This window comes from Pectinatus brassicae (genome assembly GCF_014201835.1).
Taxonomy (GTDB): domain Bacteria; phylum Bacillota; class Negativicutes; order Selenomonadales; family Selenomonadaceae; genus Pectinatus; species Pectinatus brassicae.
Genome location: NZ_JACHFH010000001.1, coordinates 38,467 through 65,239 on the forward strand (window position 1 = coordinate 38,467; position 26,773 = coordinate 65,239).

Annotated in this window: 28 protein-coding genes; 11 read left to right on the plus strand and 17 right to left on the minus strand. The window is 34.7% G+C overall.

Translation table 11 applies throughout. The features are described from left to right. Positions 1-3 precede the first annotated feature (3 nt). The 7 genes from HNR32_RS00190 to ispE all read right to left on the minus strand — a co-directional run bounded on the left by HNR32_RS00190 (position 4) and on the right by ispE (position 6,471). A complete protein-coding gene (locus tag HNR32_RS00190) occupies positions 4-702 on the minus strand; it encodes an EAL domain-containing protein (RefSeq protein WP_260162407.1) in 699 nt (232 codons plus the stop codon). Beyond that, entirely contained in the window at positions 699-1,325 is a 627-nt protein-coding gene (locus HNR32_RS00195; RefSeq protein WP_183858777.1) for a GGDEF domain-containing protein, read from the minus strand. Before HNR32_RS00195 ends, HNR32_RS00190 begins: the two co-directional genes overlap by 4 nt. A gap of 123 nt (positions 1,326-1,448) precedes the next feature. Further along, positions 1,449-2,264: an undecaprenyl-diphosphate phosphatase gene (locus HNR32_RS00200; protein WP_375782626.1), complete on the minus strand. Its 816-nt coding sequence runs from the start codon at positions 2,262-2,264 to the stop codon at positions 1,449-1,451. Positions 2,265-2,371: 107 nt separating this feature from the next. Continuing rightward, on the minus strand, positions 2,372-3,346 hold the full coding sequence (locus HNR32_RS00205) for a ribose-phosphate diphosphokinase (RefSeq protein ID WP_183858779.1): 975 nt from the start codon (positions 3,344-3,346) through the stop codon (positions 2,372-2,374). 166 nt (positions 3,347-3,512) lie between these two features. After that, positions 3,513-4,889: a bifunctional UDP-N-acetylglucosamine diphosphorylase/glucosamine-1-phosphate N-acetyltransferase GlmU gene (gene glmU / locus HNR32_RS00210; RefSeq protein WP_311636151.1), complete on the minus strand. Its 1,377-nt coding sequence runs from the start codon at positions 4,887-4,889 to the stop codon at positions 3,513-3,515. Beyond that, the gene (locus HNR32_RS00215) at positions 4,882-5,577 is read right to left on the minus strand and encodes a GntR family transcriptional regulator (protein ID WP_183858906.1); all 696 of its coding nucleotides are present in this window, start codon (positions 5,575-5,577) and stop codon (positions 4,882-4,884) included. Before HNR32_RS00215 ends, glmU begins: the two co-directional genes overlap by 8 nt. Before the next feature lie 24 nt (positions 5,578-5,601). Beyond that, entirely contained in the window at positions 5,602-6,471 is an 870-nt protein-coding gene (ispE, locus tag HNR32_RS00220) for a 4-(cytidine 5'-diphospho)-2-C-methyl-D-erythritol kinase (protein ID WP_231038212.1), read from the minus strand. A gap of 213 nt (positions 6,472-6,684) precedes the next feature. Between ispE and HNR32_RS00225 the strand changes: the two genes are divergently transcribed. Genes HNR32_RS00225 through HNR32_RS00235 form a run of 3 tightly spaced genes read left to right on the plus strand, consistent with a single transcriptional unit; the run spans position 6,685 to position 9,788 of the window. Continuing rightward, entirely contained in the window at positions 6,685-8,877 is a 2,193-nt protein-coding gene (locus HNR32_RS00225; RefSeq protein ID WP_183858781.1) for a heavy metal translocating P-type ATPase, read from the plus strand. Positions 8,878-8,900: 23 nt separating this feature from the next. Further along, entirely contained in the window at positions 8,901-9,110 is a 210-nt protein-coding gene (locus HNR32_RS00230) for a hypothetical protein (RefSeq protein ID WP_183858782.1), read from the plus strand. Positions 9,111-9,134: 24 nt separating this feature from the next. Continuing rightward, positions 9,135-9,788, plus strand: coding sequence for a hypothetical protein (locus tag HNR32_RS00235; protein ID WP_183858783.1), 654 nt, complete (start codon positions 9,135-9,137; stop codon positions 9,786-9,788). A gap of 42 nt (positions 9,789-9,830) precedes the next feature. Here HNR32_RS00235 and HNR32_RS00240 read toward each other — a convergent pair whose 3' ends face one another. The 5 genes from HNR32_RS00240 to HNR32_RS00260 form a co-directional block, all read right to left on the minus strand. After that, positions 9,831-10,223, minus strand: a complete 393-nt coding sequence (locus HNR32_RS00240) for a PTS-dependent dihydroxyacetone kinase phosphotransferase subunit DhaM (RefSeq protein WP_183858784.1) — start codon at positions 10,221-10,223, stop codon at positions 9,831-9,833. A gap of 221 nt (positions 10,224-10,444) precedes the next feature. Next, on the minus strand, positions 10,445-10,672 hold the full coding sequence (locus HNR32_RS00245) for a thioredoxin family protein (RefSeq protein ID WP_183858785.1): 228 nt from the start codon (positions 10,670-10,672) through the stop codon (positions 10,445-10,447). Between the two features lie 25 nt (positions 10,673-10,697). Further along, positions 10,698-11,021 (minus strand): ArsR/SmtB family transcription factor, encoded by a 324-nt coding sequence (locus tag HNR32_RS00250; RefSeq protein WP_183858786.1) that lies wholly within the window; start codon positions 11,019-11,021, stop codon positions 10,698-10,700. Positions 11,022-11,030: 9 nt separating this feature from the next. Next, positions 11,031-11,978 carry a permease gene (locus HNR32_RS00255; protein ID WP_183858787.1) on the minus strand — a complete coding sequence of 316 codons (948 nt, stop codon included), beginning with the start codon at positions 11,976-11,978 and terminating at the stop codon, positions 11,031-11,033. A 124-nt stretch (positions 11,979-12,102) separates the two neighbouring features. Then, positions 12,103-13,089 (minus strand): LacI family DNA-binding transcriptional regulator, encoded by a 987-nt coding sequence (locus HNR32_RS00260; RefSeq protein ID WP_183858788.1) that lies wholly within the window; start codon positions 13,087-13,089, stop codon positions 12,103-12,105. A 389-nt stretch (positions 13,090-13,478) separates the two neighbouring features. Between HNR32_RS00260 and uxaC the strand changes: the two genes are divergently transcribed. From uxaC to HNR32_RS00275, 3 genes are all read left to right on the plus strand, one after another. Then, positions 13,479-14,888 (plus strand): glucuronate isomerase, encoded by a 1,410-nt coding sequence (gene uxaC, locus HNR32_RS00265; protein ID WP_183858789.1) that lies wholly within the window; start codon positions 13,479-13,481, stop codon positions 14,886-14,888. Positions 14,889-15,012: 124 nt separating this feature from the next. Continuing rightward, entirely contained in the window at positions 15,013-16,461 is a 1,449-nt protein-coding gene (locus HNR32_RS00270) for a glycoside-pentoside-hexuronide (GPH):cation symporter (protein ID WP_183858790.1), read from the plus strand. Between the two features lie 198 nt (positions 16,462-16,659). Next, a complete protein-coding gene (locus HNR32_RS00275) occupies positions 16,660-17,586 on the plus strand; it encodes an EamA family transporter (protein WP_183858791.1) in 927 nt (308 codons plus the stop codon). A 250-nt stretch (positions 17,587-17,836) separates the two neighbouring features. On the opposite strand, the gene HNR32_RS00280 is transcribed toward HNR32_RS00275, so the two are convergent. Then, positions 17,837-18,727 (minus strand): helix-turn-helix domain-containing protein, encoded by an 891-nt coding sequence (locus HNR32_RS00280; protein WP_183858792.1) that lies wholly within the window; start codon positions 18,725-18,727, stop codon positions 17,837-17,839. Between the two features lie 261 nt (positions 18,728-18,988). Here HNR32_RS00280 and HNR32_RS13975 point away from each other — a divergent pair, with 261 nt between their 5' ends. From HNR32_RS13975 to HNR32_RS00290, 4 genes are read left to right on the plus strand one after another with little or no spacing between them, the layout of a single operon-like run. Next, on the plus strand, positions 18,989-19,213 hold the full coding sequence (locus HNR32_RS13975; RefSeq protein ID WP_260162408.1) for an MFS transporter: 225 nt from the start codon (positions 18,989-18,991) through the stop codon (positions 19,211-19,213). Further along, positions 19,185-19,625 carry an MFS transporter gene (locus HNR32_RS13980; RefSeq protein ID WP_260162409.1) on the plus strand — a complete coding sequence of 147 codons (441 nt, stop codon included), beginning with the start codon at positions 19,185-19,187 and terminating at the stop codon, positions 19,623-19,625. The genes HNR32_RS13975 and HNR32_RS13980 overlap by 29 nt, the downstream gene beginning before the upstream one ends. Beyond that, positions 19,589-20,338, plus strand: a complete 750-nt coding sequence (locus tag HNR32_RS13985; RefSeq protein WP_260162410.1) for an MFS transporter — start codon at positions 19,589-19,591, stop codon at positions 20,336-20,338. Before HNR32_RS13980 ends, HNR32_RS13985 begins: the two co-directional genes overlap by 37 nt. Positions 20,339-20,353: 15 nt before the next feature. Beyond that, on the plus strand, positions 20,354-22,324 hold the full coding sequence (locus HNR32_RS00290; RefSeq protein ID WP_196611237.1) for a glycoside hydrolase family 127 protein: 1,971 nt from the start codon (positions 20,354-20,356) through the stop codon (positions 22,322-22,324). A gap of 51 nt (positions 22,325-22,375) precedes the next feature. Here the strand turns inward: HNR32_RS00290 and HNR32_RS00295 are convergent, their stop codons facing one another. Together HNR32_RS00295 and HNR32_RS00300 are read right to left on the minus strand one after the other, a co-directional pair. Further along, positions 22,376-23,290 carry a TIGR01777 family oxidoreductase gene (locus HNR32_RS00295; protein WP_183858794.1) on the minus strand — a complete coding sequence of 305 codons (915 nt, stop codon included), beginning with the start codon at positions 23,288-23,290 and terminating at the stop codon, positions 22,376-22,378. A gap of 120 nt (positions 23,291-23,410) precedes the next feature. Beyond that, positions 23,411-24,232, minus strand: coding sequence for a TrmB family transcriptional regulator (locus HNR32_RS00300; protein WP_183858795.1), 822 nt, complete (start codon positions 24,230-24,232; stop codon positions 23,411-23,413). Between the two features lie 192 nt (positions 24,233-24,424). Here HNR32_RS00300 and HNR32_RS00305 point away from each other — a divergent pair, with 192 nt between their 5' ends. Continuing rightward, complete coding sequence (locus HNR32_RS00305; protein ID WP_183858796.1) at positions 24,425-25,354, plus strand: AEC family transporter; 930 nt, start codon at positions 24,425-24,427, stop codon at positions 25,352-25,354. A 294-nt stretch (positions 25,355-25,648) separates the two neighbouring features. Here HNR32_RS00305 and HNR32_RS00310 read toward each other — a convergent pair whose 3' ends face one another. Both HNR32_RS00310 and HNR32_RS00315 read right to left on the minus strand, forming a co-directional pair. Then, positions 25,649-26,182 carry a hypothetical protein gene (locus HNR32_RS00310; RefSeq protein WP_183858797.1) on the minus strand — a complete coding sequence of 178 codons (534 nt, stop codon included), beginning with the start codon at positions 26,180-26,182 and terminating at the stop codon, positions 25,649-25,651. A 78-nt stretch (positions 26,183-26,260) separates the two neighbouring features. After that, positions 26,261-26,740, minus strand: a complete 480-nt coding sequence (locus HNR32_RS00315; protein WP_183858798.1) for a hypothetical protein — start codon at positions 26,738-26,740, stop codon at positions 26,261-26,263. Between the last annotated feature and the right edge of the window lie 33 nt (positions 26,741-26,773).

The following is a 26,773-nucleotide window of genomic DNA, read 5'->3' on the forward strand; positions in this document are numbered from 1 at the left end:
AATTTACTTATTTTTATCAAGCGGCGAACATTCTATTAACTCCTCAAACTCTTTATTTGCCATAGGGCGATAATAAAAAAATCCTTGCGCATAAATGCAGCCTATTTTACGTAAAAAATCTACTTGTTCCTGCTTCTCCACGCCTTCTGGTATTATCAACATATTAAGCCATTGTCCCATATGAACAACTGTTTTAATTATATCGCGACCTTTTTTGCTACTTGATTCTAAAAATCGCATATCAATTTTTAAAATATTAGCCTTTATGTCCTTTAATATATTAAGCGAGGAATAACCACTGCCAAAATCATCAATTAGAACATTAAAACCATAATCCATTAACTTGGCTGATAGATTTATAATCTGCTCAGATTTATCGACATAAATACTTTCGGTTATTTCCAGTTCTAACAGTTTTGGACTTATATCATACTTTTCTATTAGTTCTGTTAAAATTTTATATACATCTATATCAACTACATCCATACGCGATATATTCACTGAAATTGGAGTTACATTTTTTTTATTATCAATACGGTTGCGCAGCCATCGTACGGCCTCTTCCCATATATATGTATCAAGTCGTTCAATAAACCCTGACTCCTCAAATAAAGGAATAAACTTTCCCGGTGAAATGATTCCTTTTTGCGGATGCTCCCAGCGAACAAGTATTTCAGCGCCGACAATTTCGCCGTTATTCATATTACATTTAGGTTGAAAATAAAGTTTAAACTCGCCCTTTGCCAATGCTTTATTGGAATCGTTGAGCAGCTCTTGTGCTTCCTGCATTTTTTTCTTGTTGCATTATTAAAATAAGCTACATGCTTAAAATAATTCTTTTTTACCGAGCGAAGAGCCATTACAGCCCCATCATATAAAAAATTGGCTGTTGCCGCTTCATCGGAAGGACAAATGCCAATTGCCGGAACTACTTCCATGGGAACAGAAAGTGCGGCAAAAATTTCAAATATACTCTCTATTGTTTTTTTCTCATTGTCAGCACTGGTAAATATAGCAAAAACATCGCCAGCCATGCGACTTAAAACATATTCCGGCTCCATAAACTTTTTTTGCAGACTGCCAGCAATACTGCACAATATTTTATCGCCTATTTTTATACCATAGATTGAATTTATAAAACTAAATTTTTCTATATCTACACAAATCATTATTTTTTCCGCATTACTATTAAGCAACCTACTTACTTTTTCGTAAAATATCTGTCTGTTATTTAAACCGGTTAGAATATCACAATTCTTATGATAGTCCAGCTGTTTTTGCAAATTTTCAAGTTGTGCCAAAACAGCCACATCATTGGCAAACATAAATATACCTCCTTTTGAATATATTTATTATAGCAAATATCAGTCTTTCTGATATGATTATCAACAAAAAAATAAAAGCTTTCATTTGCTGAATGAAAACTTTTATTCAATCACAATTATATTTTACCCTAAGACAATAAAATATGCAAAGACTATCAGTCCTAAAATTATTCTATACCAACCAAAAGCTTTAAAATCATTATTTTTTATATAACGCAATAAAAATTTAATCGATATAATTGATACGATATAGGCAACAATCATCCCCACTACTAATACCACAAGTTCCTGCATTGAATAGTTCAAGCCAAATTTTACTATTTTCAAAAAACTGGCACCAAACATCACTGGTATTGCTAAAAAAAATGTAAATTCAGTTGCTACATAACGCGATGTCCCAAACAATAAGCCACCGATAATTGTTGATCCTGAGCGTGATGTTCCCGGAACAAGTGCCAACACCTGAAAAACACCAATAATGAATGCTCTTTTATAATCAAGCTCTTCGAGTGTATTTATTACCGGCTGACGATGTTTGTTATAATTTTCAATGATAATAAACAAAATACCATATAAAACTAAAGTAAAAGCAACAACATGAGCATTCATAAAATGCTTTTCCATGTAGTTATTGAAAATCAGCCCAATGACTGCTGCGGGTATGCAGGCAATTATAACTTTTTGCCAAAGCAAAAATGTCTGCTTTTTTTCTACGCTTGTCTTTTTAGTACTAAAAGGATTTAAGCGAGTAAAGTTTAATACCACGACAGCTAAAATAGCCCCCAATTGTATCACGACCAAAAACATATCCATAAACTTAGGACTTACCTGCATATTTATGAATTCATTGACTAAAATCATATGACCGGTACTGCTTATAGGCAGCCATTCGGTCAACCCCTCAACGATTCCTAAAATTACCGCTTTTAGTATTATAATTACATCCAAAATTAATATTCTCCCATAATAAATCTTTTATTATATTTCCTAAAAAAAGCCTTTCCTTAATAAGGAAAGGCTGGATTTAGTGCATATTACAACAAGAGTTATACCTTAGTCTGTACAGCATCTGCCATGTCAAACAATTTACTTACTGATGTTTGTGTGTATATGCGGGCAATAGCTTCACCAATAGCCGGTGCCATTGACAATGTAATTACTTTACTGGAAACCTTGTCTTCAGATAATGCTATAGTATTAGTTATAACTAATTCATCAATCGGAGACTCATCAATGCGCTGAATTGCCGGATCACTCAATATACCATGAGTACAGCAAGCATATATTGATTTAACGCCACGAGCTTTTAAGGCTTTAGCGCCTTCACATAAAGAACCAGCTGTATCAACGATATCATCGATTATTATAGCATCTTTGCCCTCTACGTCACCAATAAGGCTCATAACTTCGGCCTTACCTGGCATTGGACGTCTTTTTTCAATAATTGCAATTGGGGCATTTAATCTATCCGCTAAGCTGCGGGCACGTGTAACACCACCAAGATCTGGTGATACAACAACAATATTAGATAATTTCTTTTCCCGAATATATCTAGCTAATACTGGCGCTGCTGCTAAATGATCAACTGGGATATCAAAAAATCCCTGTATCTGACCAGCATGTAAATCAACAGTAACTACTCTGTCTACACCAGCAGTTGTCATTAAATTGGCGATTAACTTTGCTGAAATAGGTTCACGACCGCGTGTTTTTCTGTCCTGACGCGCATACGCATAATATGGCACTACTGCTGTTATATTGCGTGCTGATGCTCTTTTACAAGCATCTACCATTATAAGCAATTCCATCAGATTATCATTTACCGGCTGACTTGTCGGCTGAATAATAAAAACATCCTTACCTCTGATGCTTTCACTAATCATAACCTGAGTTTCACCGTTGTTAAAGTGTCCCACAAACGCATGGCATAGTTCAACACCTATATAATCTACCACCTCTTGTGCCAACTGAGAATTGGCGTTACCGGTAAGAATACATAGTTTGTCTGTGTCCAAAATCATTAACTCTCCTCCTGCAATTCATATGCATAAATAAATTTTTATTATAAAAGATACATATTTTATAATATGTTCTTTATAAACCATATCCCCATAATTATAAATGAGCAAAACTATAATAGGTTCTTCTATTATATATCTTGCTCACTTATAATTTCAATACATTATTTTAATTTCTTTTGTCTTTCCATTTAGCTATATTTTTTTGGCGTGATCTGCCCACAGCTAATTCACCAGCCGGAACATCCTGAGTAATAGTAGAGCCAGCTCCCACATAAGAGCCTTTACCTACAGTCACTGGAGCAATTAAATTAGAATTACAGCCAACAAAAGCATCATCTTCAATAACAGTGCGTTGTTTTACTTTACCGTCATAATTTACTGTTATTGTACCACAGCCCATATTTACACCAGAACCAATATCACTATCGCCAATATAACTCAAATGCGGCAATTTAGTGCCTTCCCCAACATTAGAATTTTTTACTTCAACAAAATTACCAATATGCACACCAGCGGCAATTTTGGTATTTGGACGCAAATGTACATATGGTCCTATAGTAGTTTTTGCCCCTATCTCACATTCATGAGCATATGTAAAAGAAATGACGGCTTCATCACCAATCATGGTATCACTAAAACGGCTGCATGGACCGATCTCACAATTGCTGCCAATTTTTGACTGGCCTTCAATCCATGTTGACGGATAAATAATTGTATCACGACCTACAGTTACGTCAACGTCAATATATGTAGTAGCCGGATCCATTATCGTCACACCTTCCGCCATTAACTGACGATTTTTACGGCGATGTAATATACGTTCCGCTTCGGATAAATTTTGACGGGAATTTATCCCTAAAGTTGCTTCGTAATTTTTTACAGCCATAGCTGCTATTTTTTTACCCTGCTGCTGCAATATTTCTAATACATCGGGTAAGTAGTATTCTCCCTGGGCATTATCATGACCGACCTTATCAAGTGCTGCAAATAAATCTTTGCCATTAAAACAGTATATACCTGTATTAACTTCGGTTATTGCTTTTTCAGCAGTAGTGGCATCTTTTTCTTCAACAATTCTTTTAACATCCCCGTTAAAAGCCCTGATAATTCGACCATAGCCGGTAGGATTAGGCATAACAGCCGTTAGCACTGATGCCTGAGCATGCTCAGATTTATGCATATCATAAAAATTGGCCAGCATTTTAGCTGTCAATAATGGTGTATCACCGCATAAAACCATGACAGTGTCATCATCATTTATTAATTTTTTTGCCTGCAATACAGCATGACCAGTTCCTAACTGTTCTTCCTGTACTACGACCTGTACAGCATCACCGACAACTTCTGCTACTTTGTCACGACCAAAACCGACAACTACAATATTTTTCACAGCTCCAGCAGCTACTGCCGCATCAATCACATGATTCACCATAGCCTTACCGCCAACACGATGCAAAACTTTTGGCAAATCAGATTTCATGCGTGTGCCTTTACCAGCTGCTAATATTATTGTAGAAAATTCCCCAGTACTCAAATTATTCACTTTCCTTTTCTTCTATATCATCATCTTGCTGTAAATCTTTCATGCTTTTTAATAATGTCTGCTCGGATTTTTCCATATGTTTTTCGGCTGCTTTTTGTGCCTCCAAAACATTGCCCTGAGCAATCGTATCGACAATACGGCGATGCTCATCGAGCGTTTCCCGCAAACGTCCCGGATAAGACATTGACTTGGTTCGATAACTGGTCAGCTGTTCACGTAGATTGGAAATAATTCCCACCAATCGATTGTTACGGCTGGCTTTATATAATAAATCATGAAATTTAGTATCGATCTCTACTATTTTATTCATGTCATTTTTTTCGATATATTCACCTATTTTTACCAGTAAACGCTGTAATTCCTCAAGCTCATCATCAGAAATGCGTTCAGCAGCCAAACCATTAGCCAGTGAGTCCAAAGCAGTTCGTATCTCAAATACTTCATTGACATCACGAATAGATAAATTAGCTACATATGTTCCCCGCCGCGGCATCATTATAACATAGCCTTCTAGTTCCAGTTTGCGGATTGCTTCGCGCACTGGTGTGCGGCTTACACCTAATTCTTCCGCTACATGTATCTCCATCAAACGCTGACCGGGTCTTAATATTCCTGTCCTTATTGCATTGCGCATAGTTTCAAAAACAACTTCCCGCAACGGTTGATAGCTGTCAAGCTTTATAGGCATAAGTTTTTTTCTTGTTTCCACTTTTTATCTCCCCTTATTTTCATTTACGGGTGATGTCACATATACACTGAGATCTTTATATTTTGCCGCAAATTTTTGGGCTACATCTTCAGCCTTTTTTTTATCATCACAAACAGCAAAAACACTAGGACCGCTGCCGGACATAAGTGCTGCCTTGGCCCCATATGTACAAAGCATTTTTTTATACTCCTGCAGCTGAGGATATCTATTTATAGTTACACTTTCCAAGACATTATCCAAGGTTTTGCATATTGTATCCAAACTCTTATTGCATAACGCCGCCAGCATGGATTTTGTTGCCGGATGCTGCTCAACTATTTCCGCTTTATAATTATTATATACCCAGGCTGTGGAAACACCTATTTTAGGTTTTACTACTACAAAGGCACAATCCGGCATCGCATCAACAGCTGCAATTTTTTCACCGCGGCCTGTTGCCAGCATTGTCCCCCCCTTTATACAAAAAGGAATATCTGAGCCTAACTGCCCGCCCAGTTCGCATAAATCGTCATCGCTTTTATTTAAAGCAAACAACTCATTTAAGCCGCGCAGTACCGCTGCTGCGTCAGCACTGCCACCGGCCAGACCGGCAGCTATCGGGATATTTTTTTGCAGGGATATATTTACTCCACAATTTACATCATATGTTTTTAAAAATAATTGGGCCGCTTTATATATAAGATTATCTTTATCATCGTCGACACCGTCTACTTTACAATCTAGTATTATATCGCAACTATCATTTTTTTCAACCATAATTACATCATGCAAATCTATCGCTTGCATAATCATTTCTACTTCATGATAACCATCATCACGTTTACCAAGAATATCCAGTGTTAAATTTATCTTTCCATTAGCTGTTATTTTCAAAAACAATTCACTCCATTGGGAAATACTTCTATTATATACAAATATAATAAGATTGTAACAATTTTTTCCGCAAACAGCAATACTTTCTCCCTTTCTTCTTGACAATATTAGTTATAAATCGCATAATGAAGTTGAAATAATCCTATTTTATAATTTAATATATTAAAATTATAATTTTTCTTACTAATAATTATCATTTAGAGGATACCCCTTATGTTACAATATATTTTTCAGCTTTATAACACATCAATTGATTTTAACAGCAACGATATAAATTTGCTTTTTTCCTCACACTTTGCTATTAAAAATATTAGTTTTGTTCCTGAAAATAACCAAGTTATAATTGTTGCCAAAAAACTTGACCCTGATTTTACACTTACTATTTTAAACACTGCCGGCTACGAAGCCGCTTTTATCGAAAAAATTCCACTATTTTTCTCAAAAATAAAAGTTTTTTCCGCTATTTTATCTATAATAATATTTATTTTCTGCTTATTACTATATTTTTCGGATAGTGAAAAATTATTTTTGTCAACAAACGTTATGCAGCTATTCCGTACAGAATTTATCCCCTATAGTCAATTAACACTTGCCCTTATAACAATGCTGCTAAATTACTACTATTATGCCCATAGTTTTAAATCTTTATTTAAAAAAAGTCTCTCACCCGATTTACCCATTGCTGTAAGCACCTGCAGTTTATTTTTATTTAGCTGCTACCAATTATTTATGCAGTCCTACGATAAACTTTATTTTATGCCGCTGATTACTATATTGGTGCTGTCAACAACACTAAGGCTTATCGCCGATATAATAAAAAAAGAATTTTTTCGTACAGCTGAATATCCTATAGGTAATCTGCCAGCAACGGCATGCCGGCTTGATCTTGATAGCGATGAAGAAAAAACCATTCCCATTGCTGAACTACAAAAGGATGATATTCTTATAATAAAACCCGGCAATATTCTTCCGGCTGACGGTGAAATCTCGTGGGGCAATGCCCAGATAGATGAGTCAATCATTACTGGCGATTCCTCCCTTAAAGCTAAATCAACTAATGACTTAGTTTATGCTCAGACGAAAAACATCAAGGGTACTTTTCAATACCGTATCACTGCTGCCAATTCCAATACTCTTTTATATAAACTACGACAACTATCTTATAATGCATTAATAAATTCGCCAGCTGCCTATCCCCGTATAAACAAGCTTAGTAATATTCTTACTATCCTATCATTATTCGTAGCATGTATTGCTGCTTCCTATTGGTTTTTTGCCGGCAAATCGTCATCATTTATAATAACAATTTTTGCCGCAGTAACAATCATTATTTGTCCATACAATATTGTTGCAGCCAAGAATTTATTGTTAAGTGCTGCTATAATAAGATGCGCTCGCCTTGGTATCTTTATTAAAAATATTGGTGCCTTAAGCAATCTTGGTAATATTGATACTCTCATTTTAGGAAAATCCGGCATTATAACTACCGGTCAATCCAAAGTAATCGCCCTTCATCCAGAGGGTCTATTACCAAAAAGCCTGTTGGCATTAGCCGCTAGTGCCGAATATGGTCATGAACACCATCTAGCCTCAGCTATAATAAATTCTGCAATAAAAAATAAAGTTCATACTCAGCGTATTTCTTCGTCGCAGTTAATTGCCGGTAATGGTGTTGAAGCTATTATTAACAGAGAAATTATTCGCGTAGGCAAAGCTGCCTGGCTTAAAGCTGAAGGTATTAATATAAGCGCTGAATTAAAAGACAAAGCTTATCAGGCTGCTCGTGATGGTTTCACTCCAATATTTATTTCGCTTGACAAATATTGTCATGGTGTCTTAATAATTGAAGATCCGCTGCGCAATGACTTATCGCATGAACTACATAATTTAAATAAAATAAATACTATCCTGTTTACCAGTGATGACAACCATACCGCTAAGGCGCTTGCCAAAAAACTTGGAATAAATCAGTTCCGCTCGGAATTATCCTTAACTGATAAAGCCAAAGAAATTGCTTTATTGCATACACGGGGACTCACAATTGCTTTTATCAGTAATAAGGGCCGTGATACAGATGCGTTTAAAACCTCTGATATTGGCATACTTTTTAATAACAAAAATCCTGATAGTATTGCTATTGATGCCGCTGATATAGTTTGCCTCAACGATAATTTCAGCAGTCTTTGCCATATTATCACTTTTGCTCGCAAATCAATAAAAAGTATGAAACAAAATATTCTTTTAGCTTTATTAATGAGTATAATAGGTGGTATAATTGCTGCTGGCGGTATTTATCACTGGATATCAATAAGTCTTTCACCCATAACCGCAGCTTGTCTTTGTGCCATAATCAATATTTTAATTATGGGCAGAACTATATTTACCACATTGATTTTTAATAAATAATTGCTTACAGGGAGGGTAATACTATGCTTAAACTCTATATTGAAAAATCCTTTGATGAAGATTGTGCTAAATGTATAATTGCCGCACTGGGTGACTTGGAAGGCATGCATAAAATTTATGAAACAAACTTAACAGACAACTATATATCACTAGATTGTTCCACTGAGGAAAGCATATTATATGATGCCCTCAAAGATGAGGGATTTACTATCAGCAAAATCGAACACTCTTAAAAAAAATTAAAGGATATTGAATCTATGAAAAAAATCTTATTTGTTTTATTACTGCTCTTTTTTATTGTTCCACTAAAAGCTAATGCCGAAATTCGTCAAAGTGAAGTCAACAACACCGTTGCTATGGAAAGTGCCTTTACCTACAAGGAACCACTATCTGAAAATAGTCCCGCTCAAACCACTGCCATCAAAACAGCAGATATTTTTTCTATTTATGTAAAATCAACACGCTTTTATAATCGCAGCAAAACAAACTTCCGTGCCCATATTGAATTAGATATAACTTCCAAGACTGAATTAATTGATTTATTATTTGATAAGGACTGCCCACCCCAAATTGAATATACAAAAGATGGGCAAACACATGTTTTACCGTTAAAAAAAGTTTATTATAATGACCAATATTTTATTTCATTCAAACTAAAAAGCGCTGACCTTGATGCATTGTACACTGCTGATACCGTAAATGTTATTTTCCCTGTAATTACCAATGGCAGTAATGTAGATTATAAAAAAGATAAAAATGGCCAGATGCAAAAAATTTATGTAAAACAATCACTGGAAAAAAATTCTACTACAATTGAAAAAAGTTATACAATTCCCCATTCGATAATTGCCGAATGGCAAAAAGTATTAACGAGTGATTTACAACCTGGCAGTATTACCGATACGTTATAATATGTAAAAAACCAGCTTATGCTAAAAGCACAAGCTGGTTTTTTACATATTTTTCTTTGACAAATACTTTACTTGTTCAGCAACCTTTAACACTTTTTCCACCGAACTGCCTAACGACGCCTCTACTGTTGCCACAATAGTTCCTTCTAAAATAGGTGCATCAGCAATAAATATTTTAGCATTATTTATATTATCTTTTAACTTTATCATTTCGGCACAAATAATAGCACTATTTAAATCAACAAATATAACAACACCATCTTTTTTCTCTAATCCTTCAATAGTTTCTTCAACCATATCCAAATCTATTCCTAATTTTCCCTTATCACCGCCAACAGCTTCAATTACCTGTCCGGGAATTGCCATTTCCTTAGCAATATCTCTTATTCCTTCAGCTGCTTTTAAGCTATGTGATATAATTACTATTTCTACCATATATCATCCACCTTGCTTATTGAATTATTTAAATAATCTTGAAATTACCATTATGAACAACGACTACTTTCCTTAGTAATTATAATCCTTAAACAAATGGTTTTATTATTTATACCTATTAAAAATATATAGCCAAAAGATATATTTATTATATCATATATCCTTTGGCCAATGCATATTATACAATATTTTTTTAAATCATACACAATAAAAGCTATTTTTTATAACATTTGTTTTATTTCATCTTTTGATATGACTTTGCCCGCAGCTCTTACCTTGCCATCTATAACTAATGCCGGAGTGGTCATAACACCATACTGCATTATTTGCTTTATATCTTCTACTTTGTTTATCTGAGCTTCTATTCCCACTTCCTGTACGGCCTGCTCAGCCGCCATATATAAATCCTTGCATTTTGCACAACCCATACCTAAAATCTCAATTTTCATTATAAACAATCCTTTCTTTTCTATGTTATTGTAAAAATTTCAACAAATTATGACTGGCGTTTATCTGCTTACTCAATATCATTTCAACAATCCCCAGAAGCTCCAATACCTGTGGATAGGCAATCCAATAAATGACCCGCTGTCCATCCTTGCGTGAGTCGATAATGCCCTGTTTTTTTAGCATTCCTAAATGCTGTGATAGGTTGGACTGCTCTATATCAATTTTATCTATCATCTCACAAACGCATAACTCGCCGCCTTTTAGCAGATTTAATATTTTTATTCGCACCGGGTGTCCCAGTGTCTTAAAAAAATCTGCTGACAATTTAAATACGATATCCTCAGCCATAAGAGCCTCCTACATTAAAAAATTAAATAAATATCCTGTAAACATAATGCTTATAAATAATATTACCACAAAAATGACTAACAATGGTGTTTTTAAAACATTGCGCAGAATAATCATTTCAGGAAAACTCAATGCTGTCACCGCCATCATAAATGCCAGTGCCGTTCCCAAACTCAGACCTTTTTGAATAAGCACTGTAATAATAGGCATTATACCCGCGGCATTGGAATATAAAGGCACTCCTATTAATACTGCTGCGGGTACTGCTAAAATACTGTCACGCCCAGCATACTGAACTAATAAATCTTCTGGAGCATAGCCATGGATAAAACCACCAATGGCAATTGCTATTATTACATAAAGCCCTACCTTTTTTAATATTTGTCTAGTATAATTTGCAGCATACTCCATGCGTTCCCTTAAGGATTGATCAGCAATTTCATTTTCTCCCAGTTTCATTTCATAAACATAGTCCTGTACAAATCTTTCCAGTCTTAGTCGTCCCATTATAATACCAGCAATTATGGCAATCACTAACCCTGATATAATATATATCAACATGATTTTCCATCCCAACAAGCCCCAGAGCATTATTACGGCTACTTCATTTACCATGGGGGACGCTATCAAAAAAGAAAATGTAATCCCAAGCGGTACTCCCGACTCAATAAAGCCAATAAAAACCGGTACAGCCGAACATGAACAAAACGGTGTTACTATCCCTAATAAAGCTGCCGCTATATTGCCAAAAAACTGCCGTCTATGGCTTAAAAGTTTTTTAGTTCGTTCCGCTGGAAAATATGAGCGCAATATTGATACAAAAAAAATAATAATAGACAGCATTAAAAATATTTTTATACTATCATAAATAAAAAAATTTAAAGCTGCTCCCAACATACTTTGGGCTGATAATCCTAATAAATCATATACCAGCGTATCCGCTAATGTCTGTAACATATTTTCCTCCTTCTATATAACTATATGATAATATTATAATATATTAATGAAAATTGCAATAAAATATTGCTGTTTATAATCATAAATCATGCTTTTTATTTTACAAACAGCAAATATCATCTTATTATTTCGCTTGGAAACTTTCACGTTCGACTAAATTAGCTGTAAACAGCATCTTTGTCGGCACTGTTTCATTATTCATTAATTTGGTTAAAACCTCTATTGCCGCCTTACATAAAATATCCAGCCTGTTGTCAATACTACTTAATGCAGGCGTAGAACACTGGGCCAAAATAGAATTGTTACAGCCGATAATAGGCATAGTCCTATTTTCCTGCAACAAGATTTTCTGGGCAGCAATTGCTAAAATATCTTCTGACGTAACTAAAGCATCAAAAAAAACTTTTTCGGCAAGTAATTTTTTTATAAGCGTATTCATCTGTTCAAATGATTTTTCAACCTTATATTCCAGCTCACATTTTGCGTTCAAATGATATTTTTTTATTCCAGCTCGGTAACCCGTGAGTTTTTGCCGTCCACTATATGTTAAAGAATCATAAAAATAGGCAATTGAATTACAGCCCTGCTGCTGTAATTTATCAACAGCATCCTGCACTGCTGCCGCTTCATCGCAGATAATCCCATATACATTTGGCAGCTCCATATAGCTGTTAATCATTATTATAGGAATTCTACTCCCAAGTTTTTCAAAATGATACAGATCTTTTTTATGCACAAATGGTGTTCCAATAATTATTAAGGCATCAATATGTTTATTTAATAAAAACTCAACAAATTTGTATTTTTCCTCCTTGCCATGGCCTGTACAAGTTAAAAGGACATTCCAATCTATTTGTCGCGAATATTCTTCAATAAGTGAAACTGCTTTAGCATAAAAAGCATCCGATACATCTGTGCATATTACCCCGATCATTTTCATGCTATCAAGCCCCAATCCTCGTGCAAACGGATTAGGCTGATAATTTTGTTTTTTCATTACAGCCAAAACTTTTTCTTTTGTCTTAGAACTTACCCTGCCGCTGCCATTTAATACCCGTGATACCGTAGCAATAGATACCCCGCATTCTTTAGCAACATCATATATTGTCATATTGTACCCCGACCTGTTAGTTTTTACATTATTATAACATAATTCGTGTTGTGCTAGTTAATAAACTAGTGTGTCCTTAAAGCCGTCCCTGCACAGTGTGTACTGTATTTCTAAAGTGCTAAAGCACTAAGAACTACAGCATAGGGAAGGTGGCTTGACGAAGTCAAGTTGGAAGGGTTAACCCCTCAGGCAGCTTTGCTGCCAGCTCCCCTACAGGGGAGCCTTTCAGGCATCTAAATTTCAATTAGCACAATGCGAAACATAATATAATTGTATTTATTTTTTATTGAATTAACTGAATTTTTTTTATATATTGACAAACATGTTTTAAAGTGGTATTTTATGTTTATAAATTGTAAGTGCTTACATTATAAAAAGAAGGTAAATATATGAAAAGTTTTATGGATGATGATTTTATATTAGAAAGCCCTACTGCTAAAATATTATTTCATGACTATGCCCAAAAAATGCCCATAATAGATTACCACTGCCATATCTCACCGCAGGAAATCGCCCAAAACAAACAATTCAGCAATATTACCCAGGTTTGGCTGGGTGGTGACCATTACAAATGGCGTTTGATACGCAGTAATGGTACTCCCGAAGAAAAAATTACTGGCAATACTTGTTCTGATAAAGAAAAATTTCTAGAATTTGTGAAAGCCCTTTCAAAATCAATTGGCAATCCCCTATATCATTGGACTCATTTGGAACTAAAACGTTTTTTTGACTGTGATTTAATCATAAACGAACATAATGCTGAAGAAATATGGAATATCTGCAATGAAAAACTACAGCAGGATTCATTTCGCGTACAAGGTTTAATTGCCAAATCAAATGTAAAGATTATTTGTACTACTGATGATCCAGCAGATGATTTGCAATGGCATAAACAAATACAAGCGGAAAAGCTCTGCTCAGCCAAAGTTTTTCCGGCAATGCGTCCTGATGCCCTTATGCGTATTGACAGCAGCACTTTTTCCGATTACATAAATAAATTGGAAAAAATTGTTGGTTTTACCATAAAAACTATGGATAATATTCGTGCTGCAATGAAGCTGCGTATGGATTATTTTGCACAAATGGGCTGCCGGGTTACTGACCATGCCTTAGAATATATGTTCTATACTCCTGCTGACGAAGGAACTATAAACAGCATTGTACAAAAAGCCTTGCATAATGGAGTAATCAGCCTCCAAGAAAAAGAACAATACCAAACCTGCTTATTATCTTTTTTAGCCGAAGAATATAGTAAACGCAACTGGGCTATGCAAATCCATTACTCTGCTCTGCGCAATAACAGTAAAATTATGTTTGATAAATTGGGGCCTGATACCGGCTTTGATTGTATTGCAACTTATAATTGCGCAGAAGGGATTGTTGCTTTTCTCAATGCCCTGCAATACAAAAATATTCTGCCAAAAACTATTTTATATTCGCTTAATCCGGCAGATAATGCTTTAATAGGTTCGATAATTGGCTCCTTTCAGGGGCCTGATATATATGGCAAAATTCAGCAAGGCTGCTCCTGGTGGTTTAATGATACTAAAAATGGTATCCTTAATCAGATGACCAGTATCGCTAATTTATCTGTTTTTGGCAATATCTTAGGCATGGTAACTGATTCACGCTCTTTCCTGTCATATCCCCGTCATGAATATTATCGCCGTATTCTTTGTAATTTCATAGGTAATTTAGTAGAAAATGGTGAATATCCTAATGATCTTAATTACCTTGGCAAATTAGTCCAAAATATCTCATATAATAATGCCATAAATTATTTTAAATTTACCTTATAATCATTAACAACAATATTTACATTTTATTAACAGTAATAAAATGTAAATATTGCAGCTTAAATAACTATATTAAATATAATTCATTGAATTTTATAAATATTATTTATTTTAGGAGGATATATATATGCAACATGCAATACCGCATCCATCTGGCAGCGTGTCACATGAAGAAAATGGTACACAGGTAGTTGAATCACAAATATCCCATTTCAAAAAACTATCCTGGAAAGAAAAAATTTCCTATGGTTTCGGCGATTTCGGCAACGGTTTTATGTTCGACTTAGGCCAAGCCTATTTAACAAAATACTGGATAGATATCTGCATCATACCAGCAGCTGCTGTTGCCGGCATATTTGCTTTCACCAAAATATTTGATGCTTTTATGGATCCTATTGCTGGTTCTTTAATTGATAAACGGAAAAATATCGGTGCCCGTGGTAAATTCCGACCGGTAATGATGATATCAAGTATATTGCTTGCACTTTTAACTATTGTTACTTTTACTATGCCGAATTTTTCCACACCAGAAAAAATATTATTTGCCTATGGTGCCTACATGGCTTGGGGACTTGTTTATTCTTTTACCAATATTCCCTATGGTTCCTTAGCCAGCGTAATGACCCGTGATGTCAACGAACGCAGCCAGCTGGCCACCACTCGTCAAGCAGGCTCTATCGGCGCTCAATTAATCACCGGCATTGCTTTTGTTCCCATTGTAATGTCTTTTGACAATCCTCATCATGGTTTTTTTGTCGCTGCTATATTTATGGCGATAATAGGTGTTCTTGGTTTTTATATATGTTATCGCAATACCAAAGAACATGTACCAGTAATGCGTAACACCAAAGCTGAACAAAAAGCCGGCTTTTCCGCTTATCTCAAGGTAGTTTTCACCAACAAGCCCCTGCTGTGTCTTATCTTAATGACTTTATTTACAATATCTGCTATGAATACCAATAATCAAATGATGATCTTCTTCTGCCAATATAATTTAGGCAGTATGGCTCTACAGCCTATAGTAAACGGTATCATGATGGGCTGCTCAGTTTTAGGCATTCTCCTTATCCCTAAATTAGTCAGTAAATTTGGCAAGAAAAAAACCGCGGTTACTGGTTTAATAATAGGTTTTATTGCTAATATTCTCAATTTTGTAATTACAACCAATATTTATGCTTTTGTTATTTTAGTTACTATTGGTTACGTTGCCTTGGCAATTCCTAATGGTATTACCTGGGCCTTTGTCTCCGATGTTATTGACTATGGTGAATGGCATAATGGCATACGCAAAGAAGGGATTACTTATGCTGCTTTTAATTTCTCCCGCAAAATTGCCCAAGCAATTGCGGCTATCATAAGCTCTGGTATTTTAGTATTAACTGGTTATATGGCTAATTCGACTCAATCCCCTGAAACACTTACGGGCATCAAAGCTGCCATGACACTTTATCCTGGTATTGCTCTCGGTGCCGCTGCGATTATAATTGGCATCTTTTATAAATTATCCGATAAAAATTATCGCAAAGTTGCCGATGATCTTAGTAATGGTCTTTGGGAAAAAGGAAAAATAGAATAATATTATAATTTATAAAAACGAGCCGTTAAATACTGTTTCTATGTATTTAACGGCTCATTTTTTTCGCAAATTCCACTATATAATTTTCTTTATATTGCCTGTTCTATCAACAAATGTTAATATATATCAATACTCATTTATAAAACTTCTTATCAGGCAATTTTATAAATATAAACAATTATATGGGGAGGTTTTACCATGAATAAGAAAGATACATGCTTAGGGCTATTGACCGTTGTTATATGGGGACTAAATTTCATTGCCATACACATCGGCCTTAATACTGTTCCACCATTATTGTTAGGCTCACTACGCTTTTGTGCCGTAACTTTCCCCTTGATTTTTATCATACCGCGTCCACCTATTGCTTGGCGCTGGCTTATTGCCTTAGGCCTTACTATAAATACCGGACAATTCGCCTTTTTGTTTATGGGCATGAAGCTGGGAATGCCATCAGGGCTTGCCTCTCTAATAATACAAGCGCAGGTTTTCTTTACCCTGATATTTGCGGCTGCGCTTTTAGCCGAAAAATGGCATATTAACCATATTCTTGGCCTATTGACAGCTGCCTGTGGTATGGCTGTCATTGGTGCACAGCATGGCGTTAATATGACCTTACTGGGATTTATTTTAACTGTAGGTGCTGCTGCCAGCTGGGCCATGGGGAATATCATAACCCGCAAATCAAGTATTGGTACTCCTGCCTATTCTGCCTTATCACTAGTCGTCTGGTCAGGCGCCATTGCTATTATTCCCTTGCTCATCTTATCGTATTTTATCGAGGGGCCTGCCGCATGGTTAAACGCCTGGCATTTAGCTGACATAACAACAATTTCCTCACTGATTTACTTAGCATATATCGCCAGCTTGGTTGGCTATGTTATCTGGAGTAAGCTTCTAGCCAAATATCCAGCTGGTCTTGTTTCCCCGCTTGCGCTCTTAGTTCCTGTTGTCGGTATTGCCAGCTCAGCTATTTTATTTAATGAACATTTATCAGTTTATCAAATTATCGGTGTACTATTAGTTATGCTGGGACTTTTAATTCATGTCTTTGGTCAAAAATATCTAGAAAATTTTTCCAGTATATTAATAAAAAATTTTAAACCCACTCATAATAAAACTTAATATAAATAATGCCGTCAGTCATACCATTAATATCATATGACCGACGGCATTATTATTTTAATGTGCAAAAACTTCATTCACGATTTTGGCAATCATATCACCAGCATAATTTCCTGCTGGATTGTATGCCTGCAAATGGTTTTTGGCATTAATATCTTTATCTTTTTGATATATATCCGCATAGGCTTTCTGTCCAGCCAGCTGCTTTATTATTTATCGAATTTTTTAAAATTTTTATAAATAAAAATTACTAATTACTACTAAAAAATTTTTTTCGATAATCTGATGGTGTCGTTCCTACTATTTTTTTAAACTGCTTAGAAAAATAAGCTTTATCATTAAAACCTATTTGCTCAGCAATAGTTTCAATTGGCATTTTATTTTCTTGTAATAATTGCTGTGCTTTTTCTATGCGTAAATGCAAAAATAATTGCAGTGGCGTTATACCATATTGCTTTTTTACACAGCGTATAATATGACCTGGATGAAATGAAAAAATATCTGCCAATTTTTTTAAATCAAAAGCTTCACGATAATGCAACTGTAAGTAATCAAAAATATTTTCTGCTGTATTTTTTTTATTTACCAAGCGTTCAGTATCACATAGTAATGTTAATATCGTAAAAAATAACTGTTGATTTTTTATCTGCGAAACTGCCGAAGCATAAAAATTTTTACGATGAATATTTTTATCAATTCTTACCTGCACTATTTTATCTAAACATTTTTCTAATTCCCCTGAATTTTCTTTATTAACGTCACCATATTGTGCTATTGATATATGAAAAGGCTCTTTAGTAAACTGGTAATTTGCTTTTTGTGGAGCATTGCGATTATATAACGGTTGCTGGGCAAAAAAGAAATCTCCTGTCGTATAAAAATGCAGCCAATAAAAATCTGTTTCACTATCACAGCATTTATAGCCTTTATGAAGTCGCTGTGGTGGTAATATAAGATATTGATTTTTTTCCACAATAAATCTATTCCTATCTTCTTCCATATATAAGCGACCACTTTTTACATAAATAACATCAAATGTATGTGGCATAATACGGCGTAAATGACTATCTCCTTTCCTATATAATGATATTCCCCCGACAATTAAATATGGCAATGGTGGACATTCAAATATTATGTACATCTTTACTCCCTCCATGTGCATTTTATTATATTACTTAGATCGGCAATTTTTATTTATATATTTTATTATCTGATGTTTTTTATCTCTTAAAAAATTAAATTTCCTACAAAAAATGTTAATTATATTATACTTATTATGTTAATTATATTATATTTTCTGTCTATTTTATTAATTATTTTTTTTCAAAAAATATAATATACTACATACAAGTTGTACAACTATGTTCTCTAAAATCTATTTTATCTAAACAAGGTGAATACTATGAAAGATAATTCTGTTCATGAAAAACAGCTGCCGTTGGTTTGTCGTCTCAGTTATGCTTTGACCGACGGCTGCGGTAATTTACTATATTGCATTATTGGTTCATATCTGCTTTATTTCTATACTGATGTTTACGGATTATCTATTGGCGTGACTGGCACAATTTTGTTGGCTACTCGATTATTAGATGCCATAGATGCCCCCAGTATGGGGATTCATTGTTGACCACACCAAAACAAAATATGGACAAAGCCGGCCATATTTTCTCTGGTTGAGCATTCCTTTTGCCTTTTTAATGTGGCTGACATTTACCACGCCCAACCTTTCTGGTAATAGTAAAATTATTTACGCTGTAATCACCTACATTTTTGCCGGTATAATTTACACAGGTATCCAGACAGCTATTACTTCCATTTTACCTAATTTAACCACCCATGCCAGCGAACGTATTATTTTAAATACCTTCCGCATGACAGGCGGTGCCATTGGTGCCTTTATCTGTATGACCTTTACGCTCCCCCTCGTAGGTCTTTTTGGTAATGGCAATGAACACGTGGTTTCTCACTTACCCTGGCTTTTTTTGGTATTATTGCTGCTGCTTTGCTCATCTTTGCCTTTAAGCATCTTCATGAAGTAAATGTTCAAAAAATAAAACGCATCCCCATAAAAGATAGTATAAAAGCCATAAAAGGCAATTGGCCATGGATATTAATCGTAACATCCAACCTGATATTTTGGATTGGTCTTACCATAAGGCAATCGACCGTAGTATATTATTGCCAATACTATTTAGATGATAAATCCCTGACCGCTTTGTTTAATGGTTTAATCTCTATTGGGATAATTGGCACAATGCTTATTCCTCTCTTTGTAAGATATCTGCATAAATTCGGCGTTATGATTGCAGGATTTATAATTCTTATAATAGCCCATATATCTATATTTTATGTTGGCAAAAACATGAATGCCCTTATCGCTATATGGATTTTCAGTGCCTTCGGTCATTTTATCGCCTGCTCGATGCCATTTGCCATGCTATCTGACACAGTTGACTTTGGTGAATGGAAAACAGGTATCCGAGCCAGCGGCTTTCTTACCGCTATCGGCAGTGCTTTTTGCATAAAAGCGGGCTCTGGTATTGGTGGTTTTATACCTGCTATGGTAATGAATGCCTTTGGCTATATTCCCAATCAGTTGCAATCAGCATCATCACTTTTAGGAATACGCCTTATTTTCACCTGGCTTCCTGCTTTAATATTTGCTTTAGGCATTATACCTTTAATTTTCTATCGTAAATACGAAGCTAACGAAGCGACTATTTTAACTGATTTAGCAAAAAAGAATAATTAAATGAAAGGCACTATCATGAATAATATTAATATAAAAATCACTACACCATTTTGGCTAAATTATTTTAAACTGATAAAAAATGAAATGCTGCCTTATCAGTGGGCAGTATTAAATGATACAGCTGATATAGTTATCGAAAAAGAACGTGATGCTGCCTACATTCCCTCTCAAAAAAGCCATGCTATTGAAAACTTTAAGATAGCTGCCGGTCTAAAAACTGGTCATCATTATGGCATGGTTTTCCAAGACAGCGACGTTTATAAATGGCTTGAAGCAGCTGCCTATTGCCTAAAACGCTTTCCCGATAAAGAAGTCCAAAAAATCACTGACGATCTTATTAATCTAATCGGCAAAGCTCAAGAAAGCAATGGTTATCTTAATACTTATTTTACTATTGAGGCTCCTACTAGAAAATTTAAACGACTTTACCAAAGTCATGAACTTTACTGTGCTGGTCATTTTATCGAAGCAGCCGTTGCATACTATGAAGCTGTAAATAATAAGCACGCACTCAATATTGCCTGTAAACTGGCTGATCACCTTTGCCATACTTTCGGCAATGCGCCCAATCAAATACACGACTATGACGGTCATGAAGAAATTGAAATAGGCCTGCTGCGTTTATATAAAATAACAAAAAATAAAAATTATCTTAATTTAGCACATTTTTTTCTATATGAGCGTGGTAAAGACCCCGAATTTTTTCATAAACAAGTCTCTGCTGATCCTGATAAAAGTGTACTTATTGAAGGTATGGATAATTTTAAAGCCTCGTATTATCAAAATCATAAACCGATTTTGGAACAAACAACAGCAGAAGGACATGCCGTGCGGGTAACCTATATGTGCACAGCAATGGCAATGCTGGCCAATGAAGCTGATGATACAGCTATACTGGAAGCTGCTAAAAAGCTTTGGCAAAACATCACACAAAAACGAATGTACATTACTGGCGGCATTGGCTCCACTGTAATTGGTGAAGCTTTTACTACGGATTATGACCTGCCTAATGACTCCATGTATTGTGAAACCTGTGCTTCCATCGGTTTGATATTTTTTGCTGGTAATATGCTGAAAAATGATATCAACAGCCACTATAGTAATATCATGGAAAAAGCTCTGTATAATACAGTAATTGGCGGGATGGCTCTTGATGGCAAGCACTTTTTTTATGTTAATCCGCTTGAAGTAAATCCTGCCATCTGTCATACTAACCCCAGCAAAAGTCATGTAAAAACTACCAGACCTGCATGGTTTGGCTGTGCCTGCTGTCCGCCTAATATTGCCCGACTTATAGCTTCTCTAGATAGCTATATATATACTATTAAAAATAATATTATCTATTGTAATTTATATTTAGCCAATTGCTGTACTTTGTCAGTGAATGGTAAAAATATTGCTTTTACAGAAGAAACTAATTATCCTTGGGATGGCAATATTAATTTCACTATCAATACAGCCAGGCAATTTGGCTTAGGTCTGCGCATTCCCGATTGGTGTGAATCCTTTACTTTAAAACTCAATGATAAAAACCTTCTTTATAATATAAAAAACGGCTTTATTATTATTGACCGTAACTGGTCAGTCAATGACCAAATTGAACTAATATTATCAATGCCTGTACAAATATATACATCACATCCATCTATAATAGCTGATAGCGGCAAATTAGCTATACAGCGCGGCCCCCTTATGTATTGTCTGGAAGGTGTTGATAATGGATCCAACTTACATTTACTCTATTTAAGTAAAAATGCCATATTTACGGAACAACAAAAAAACAGTGCCTTAGGAAATATTATTACGCTTGAAACTACTGCCCAAAAATTATGTTCTGATTTTAATTGGCATAATCATCTATATTATAATGCCCGACATATAAAAAACAAATTCATTCCCCAAAAGATACAGCTGATTCCTTATTATACCTGGGGGAATCGCGGTGAGAACGAAATGCGTCTCTGGTTAAATGAATACAATAGCTAATTAAAAAAACATCTCCTAATAACCCATTATGGTTGTTAAGAGATGTTTTTTTTAATCGCCCAATTTGTATATATCAATCATACATGAATTTATATCAGGAAAAAGAAAAATGAATTTTTCTTCCAATAATCGCCGCGGATAAGCATTTTGATCTACCAATAATAGCTCTTCCACTATTTTCCCCCAAAGCAGATGCGCCAAAAATTTAGGCATATGAATTTTTGAAGGAACCGCAAAATTTTCGGCAACATTTTTCATAAACACACTAAGGGGGACGGGATTAGGCGATGTCAAATTATATACCCCCTGCATATTACTAACTTCTAATGCCAATAAAAAAGCACGGCGCACATCTTTATAGTTTATCCAGGAAATACGCTGTTTGCCATTTCCCATAATACCTGATAGCTTAAACCGACTAGGATTTTCCATCATTTGGAGTACTCCACCATTCGGTCCCAATACTATTCCCATTCGAAAAATTACCACACGTATGCCTAATGGTATCGCACTATTGGCAACTTCTTCCCATTTTTCGCAAACTGCTGCCAAAAAACCATAGCCCTTTGGTGTTGTTTCTGTTTGCTGTTCTTCATGTGGTTCATAACCATAAAAACCAATGGCTGAGGCACTGACTAAAATTTGTGGATAATTTTTTTCATTATTTTTATTGCGTTCAATTGACTGCACTATACAACGTGTAGTCTTTATTCGGCTATTTATTATTTCCTGCTTTACTTTTTCGTTCCATTTTTTCCCAACATCGGAACCTGCTAAATTTACTACTGCATCCATTGTTGCCAAAATATCTTCAACCATCAAACCTTCTTTATCGACAATTTTACTTTTGCCGATTTTAAAATCTTCGCTGCTCAATGACATAACATTGTAACCATTTTCACGAAAATATTTAGCTAAAATTTTTCCTACAAATCCTGTTCCGCCAGTAAGTAAAACATTTTTCATATTTATTGACTCCTATCATGCAGTAGTATCGAAATCATACTAAATCTTCCTATTTCTTTAGTATAATTTTTTTATTGTATAGCGTCAACATTATTCTTAATAATATTTAATACCGCATTGTCATTGCAAGTCAAACAAAGTATCTATATGAAATTTTTCCCTTAATTTTATCAAATTTTTACCAAAACTTTGTTCTAATATCTCTTCATGTTCTTTTAATATTTCTAATAAATAAAGATCATGGATTATCATCTGTGTTATTGGCACAACCAGTCCAGGATGATAACTCCAAGCGGCCCGGCATTCATTTTCAGGCAGGGAAACAATGCCGGCTAAAGCTTCCTTACTATCAGCACTGAACATAAACCAGCGACCATTACTCTCATTTTTTTCCAAAGGATAATGGATATGCACATCAGCAAAGTCTAAAATCAAATCACCATAGGCAACAACGGTAATTTTTACCCCTCGCTTAGCAGCCATTCGTAATTGAGGAATTATTTCATCACTGTCTTCTTGCCAGATTTCCAGTAAAATATCTTTTTCACTTCGCCCAACAACCTCAGCAATACGCGAAAAAATCTCGGTCCGGCCTTTTATGTTCCATATATTATCTTGTATTTGAACTTGTGTTTCGTATGACGCTAATAATTTCTGGGCTTCAGCAAAAGTCTTTTCTGTTCTTTTTTTTCTGTTTTTCAATAAAATTTCTGGTGATACAGGTAAATACTGTGCGGGGGCTGCATGACTTGCTATGATATCGCCACGTTTTTCCAAATTACTCAAGATATCATAAATACGGGAACGCGGCACTCCCGACTGTAAAGCTGCTGCATAACCAGACAAAGGTTCATTGGCTGCCAAGAGTGCCAAATAGGCCTTGGCTTCATATTCCGAAAAAGATAATTCCTGTAATATTTTATAAATACGTTTTTGTTCCATAAAAACCTCTTTACTTTTTTATAACAATAACTTCCATTAAAGTCATCTCGTATAGTGCTTCTCTAATATTTTTATAGTATAGCACAAATATTGACACCACAAATAAATAGCGTTATCATTTATTAGTCGCTACTTTAATAGCTACTATTTTTTTGAAGGGAGTTATAGTGAAATTAATTTTTCAATATTAATATGATATTTATTACAATTTTTAATCAGGTACTTGTATTATTTCTGCTAATGGGATTAGGTTACGGGCTTGCCAAAAAAGGAAAACTTGATAAATCATGTTCCGATCAAATGACTTTTTTGCTTTGCTATATAATAATGCCTTGTGTCATCTTATCAGCCTTTCAATTAAAATTTGATCAGCAAATGTTCCATAACTTAATAATTGTAGCTGTTTTTACTATAATTATACACATTGTCAGCATTATCGCTGCCCATATTATTTTCAATAAAAAAACTATTAGTGATAAAAACAGCCGGGCGATGCTGCGCTTTGCTTCTATTTATTCTAATTGCGGCTTTATGGGTTTTCCTTTGTTAATAACTATGTTGGGTACAACCGGTGTCTTTTACGGCTCTGCATTTAATAGTATTTATGGTATTTTTTTATGGACACATGGACTACTTCTATATACCAGACGACTTGATTTTCATTCATTAGTCCGTGTATTAATCAATCCCAATATTATTGTTTCTGTCGTTGGCGTTTTATTATATTATTTTTCGATAAAATTACCTACACCAATTTTTTTAACAGCAAAATTCATTGCTGAATTAAATACCGCCTTATCAATGATAATAGTTGGCTCTACCATGACTAAAATTCCCTTTAAAAGTATTTTTTCCAGTGGTAAAACATGGTTTTGCGTTATTTTAAAAAATTTAATTTTCCCCTTGCTTATTTTATGCTTATTACATTTTTATAACGTTAAGGGCAATGTGCTTATTTCTATTGTTATATTAGCCACCTGTCCTACCGCTGGTTTATCTGTATTATTTGCTAAGCTAACTGGAAAAGATGAAGCTTTTCCCGGAAAAATACTAGCTCTGTCCACCCTTTGTTCTTTGTTTACCATGCCTCTAGTTATTGTTTTAAGTAAATACTGGTCATAAGCAGCAAAAAGCGGAATAGGCCCAGTTTTATTTCAACTGAGCCTATCCCGCTTTTTGCAGTAATTGACTATAAAAATATAAGGGTATATACTGAATTATAATTTACTGCTAAAAGGAGTGGTACTGTCCATGAAACTTCTATTATTGATTGTAATAGGCTTATTTTTATTGTCATTAGCATCTAAAACAAAATTAAAACAACATCTTGTCAACACCATAGCTATGGATATATTTTCTTTCGCTTTAACCTTGTTATTGCAGCTATATCTATTCTTTGAATACTGGCAATAAACATTACAATATTCGTCTAAATTTAAAAAACATACTAGTCATATAGACTGGAATTTCACCGGATTGTGATAATCGCTGCTGAGAAAAAGCCCTTACCGTCAAATATTGTAGATTTACCACATCTATTGGATATAAATCAGAAATTGGATATTTAATTATTTGAACTGCATAATCAGAAAATTTGGCAAAACCAACTTCCTGTGCTTTTTGTGAAGGTATTCCCTTGCCAAATCCTGCAAAAATCATCATCTTATCAGGGATACCACTATAACGTATTTTCACATAAATATATTTTTTCACTGCTATAACTTGATCTTCATTTTCCAGTTTCTGCTCTGGCACAAAAGGATTTAGTATATATTTTTGTTTATCAGCATCAGACCAAACTGATTCAATCATAACTTTACTTAGTACAGCTCTATCAGCTGAATTATTCCCCTGCCAAAAAGTGCTTTTAGAAGCAGCCTGCGCCATATTAAAATAACTCATTAGTATAAAAGCCACAATTAATATGATATATTTTTTTCGTATTGCCATAATCATCCTCCATATTTTAGCTATATTTCCTATTAAAAAATAAAAGCGGACAAAGTTTCGCTTTGTTCGCTTTTATACTTATCCCCAAACATCAACATTTGAGCCGGACATTTTGCTCATCAAGCTGCCTAATACAGAACTTGACACATGTGTCCCCATTAATACAGAAAAACCAGCTGCCGAATAAGCCATGTTAAACAACGACTGATTCTGTTGTGCTGTCCTGTTGCTGGAATTACTATCTAATGAACCAAATAATGTTGATATCTGATTACTATGATTCTTAACTTCATATGAAGAATTAACATCCAGCATTTTCAAAAAATCATTAGGCTGCAGTTTGTTAACTGCACTATATGTCCCCATATTAGCATATACATTATTGACATAATCACTAACTGTACCATTCATCATAGTCTGCAGACTGTCTGATATACTATAGGCCGCATCTTCATTATTCAAATTCTCTATATTGTTACTTGAATTTACTGCATTGGTTGTAGATAAATTATTTGTTATGAGCTGAATTGTATTACTATTTATTGCAGATGCTGTCATAAAAACACCTCCCAACAAATAAGGGATATAAAT

Coding starts and splice junctions, on each gene's coding strand:
- uxaC (WP_183858789.1), top strand. CDS start 13,479: ATGAAAAGTTTTATGGATGATGATTTTATATTAGAAAGCCCTACTGCT.
- HNR32_RS00275 (WP_183858791.1), top strand. CDS start 16,660: ATGAATAAGAAAGATACATGCTTAGGGCTATTGACCGTTGTTATATGG.
- HNR32_RS00205 (WP_183858779.1), bottom strand. CDS start 3,346: ATGATTTTGGACACAGACAAACTATGTATTCTTACCGGTAACGCCAAT.
- HNR32_RS00270 (WP_183858790.1), top strand. CDS start 15,013: ATGCAACATGCAATACCGCATCCATCTGGCAGCGTGTCACATGAAGAA.
- HNR32_RS00245 (WP_183858785.1), bottom strand. CDS start 10,672: ATGAAAATTGAGATTTTAGGTATGGGTTGTGCAAAATGCAAGGATTTA.
- HNR32_RS00305 (WP_183858796.1), top strand. CDS start 24,425: ATGATATTTATTACAATTTTTAATCAGGTACTTGTATTATTTCTGCTA.
- HNR32_RS00240 (WP_183858784.1), bottom strand. CDS start 10,223: ATGGTAGAAATAGTAATTATATCACATAGCTTAAAAGCAGCTGAAGGA.
- HNR32_RS00315 (WP_183858798.1), bottom strand. CDS start 26,740: ATGACAGCATCTGCAATAAATAGTAATACAATTCAGCTCATAACAAAT.
- HNR32_RS00230 (WP_183858782.1), top strand. CDS start 8,901: ATGCTTAAACTCTATATTGAAAAATCCTTTGATGAAGATTGTGCTAAA.
- HNR32_RS00290 (WP_196611237.1), top strand. CDS start 20,354: ATGAATAATATTAATATAAAAATCACTACACCATTTTGGCTAAATTAT.
- HNR32_RS13975 (WP_260162408.1), top strand. CDS start 18,989: ATGAAAGATAATTCTGTTCATGAAAAACAGCTGCCGTTGGTTTGTCGT.
- HNR32_RS00190 (WP_260162407.1), bottom strand. CDS start 702: ATGAATAACGGCGAAATTGTCGGCGCTGAAATACTTGTTCGCTGGGAG.
- HNR32_RS00195 (WP_183858777.1), bottom strand. CDS start 1,325: ATGTTTGCCAATGATGTGGCTGTTTTGGCACAACTTGAAAATTTGCAA.
- HNR32_RS00255 (WP_183858787.1), bottom strand. CDS start 11,978: ATGTTACAGACATTAGCGGATACGCTGGTATATGATTTATTAGGATTA.
- HNR32_RS00280 (WP_183858792.1), bottom strand. CDS start 18,727: ATGTACATAATATTTGAATGTCCACCATTGCCATATTTAATTGTCGGG.
- HNR32_RS00300 (WP_183858795.1), bottom strand. CDS start 24,232: ATGGAACAAAAACGTATTTATAAAATATTACAGGAATTATCTTTTTCG.
- HNR32_RS13980 (WP_260162409.1), top strand. CDS start 19,185: ATGCCCCCAGTATGGGGATTCATTGTTGACCACACCAAAACAAAATAT.
- HNR32_RS00260 (WP_183858788.1), bottom strand. CDS start 13,089: ATGACAATATATGATGTTGCTAAAGAATGCGGGGTATCTATTGCTACG.
- HNR32_RS00295 (WP_183858794.1), bottom strand. CDS start 23,290: ATGAAAAATGTTTTACTTACTGGCGGAACAGGATTTGTAGGAAAAATT.
- HNR32_RS00215 (WP_183858906.1), bottom strand. CDS start 5,577: ATGCCTATAAAGCTTGACAGCTATCAACCGTTGCGGGAAGTTGTTTTT.
- HNR32_RS00225 (WP_183858781.1), top strand. CDS start 6,685: ATGTTACAATATATTTTTCAGCTTTATAACACATCAATTGATTTTAAC.
- HNR32_RS00250 (WP_183858786.1), bottom strand. CDS start 11,021: ATGGCTGAGGATATCGTATTTAAATTGTCAGCAGATTTTTTTAAGACA.
- HNR32_RS00310 (WP_183858797.1), bottom strand. CDS start 26,182: ATGGCAATACGAAAAAAATATATCATATTAATTGTGGCTTTTATACTA.
- HNR32_RS00235 (WP_183858783.1), top strand. CDS start 9,135: ATGAAAAAAATCTTATTTGTTTTATTACTGCTCTTTTTTATTGTTCCA.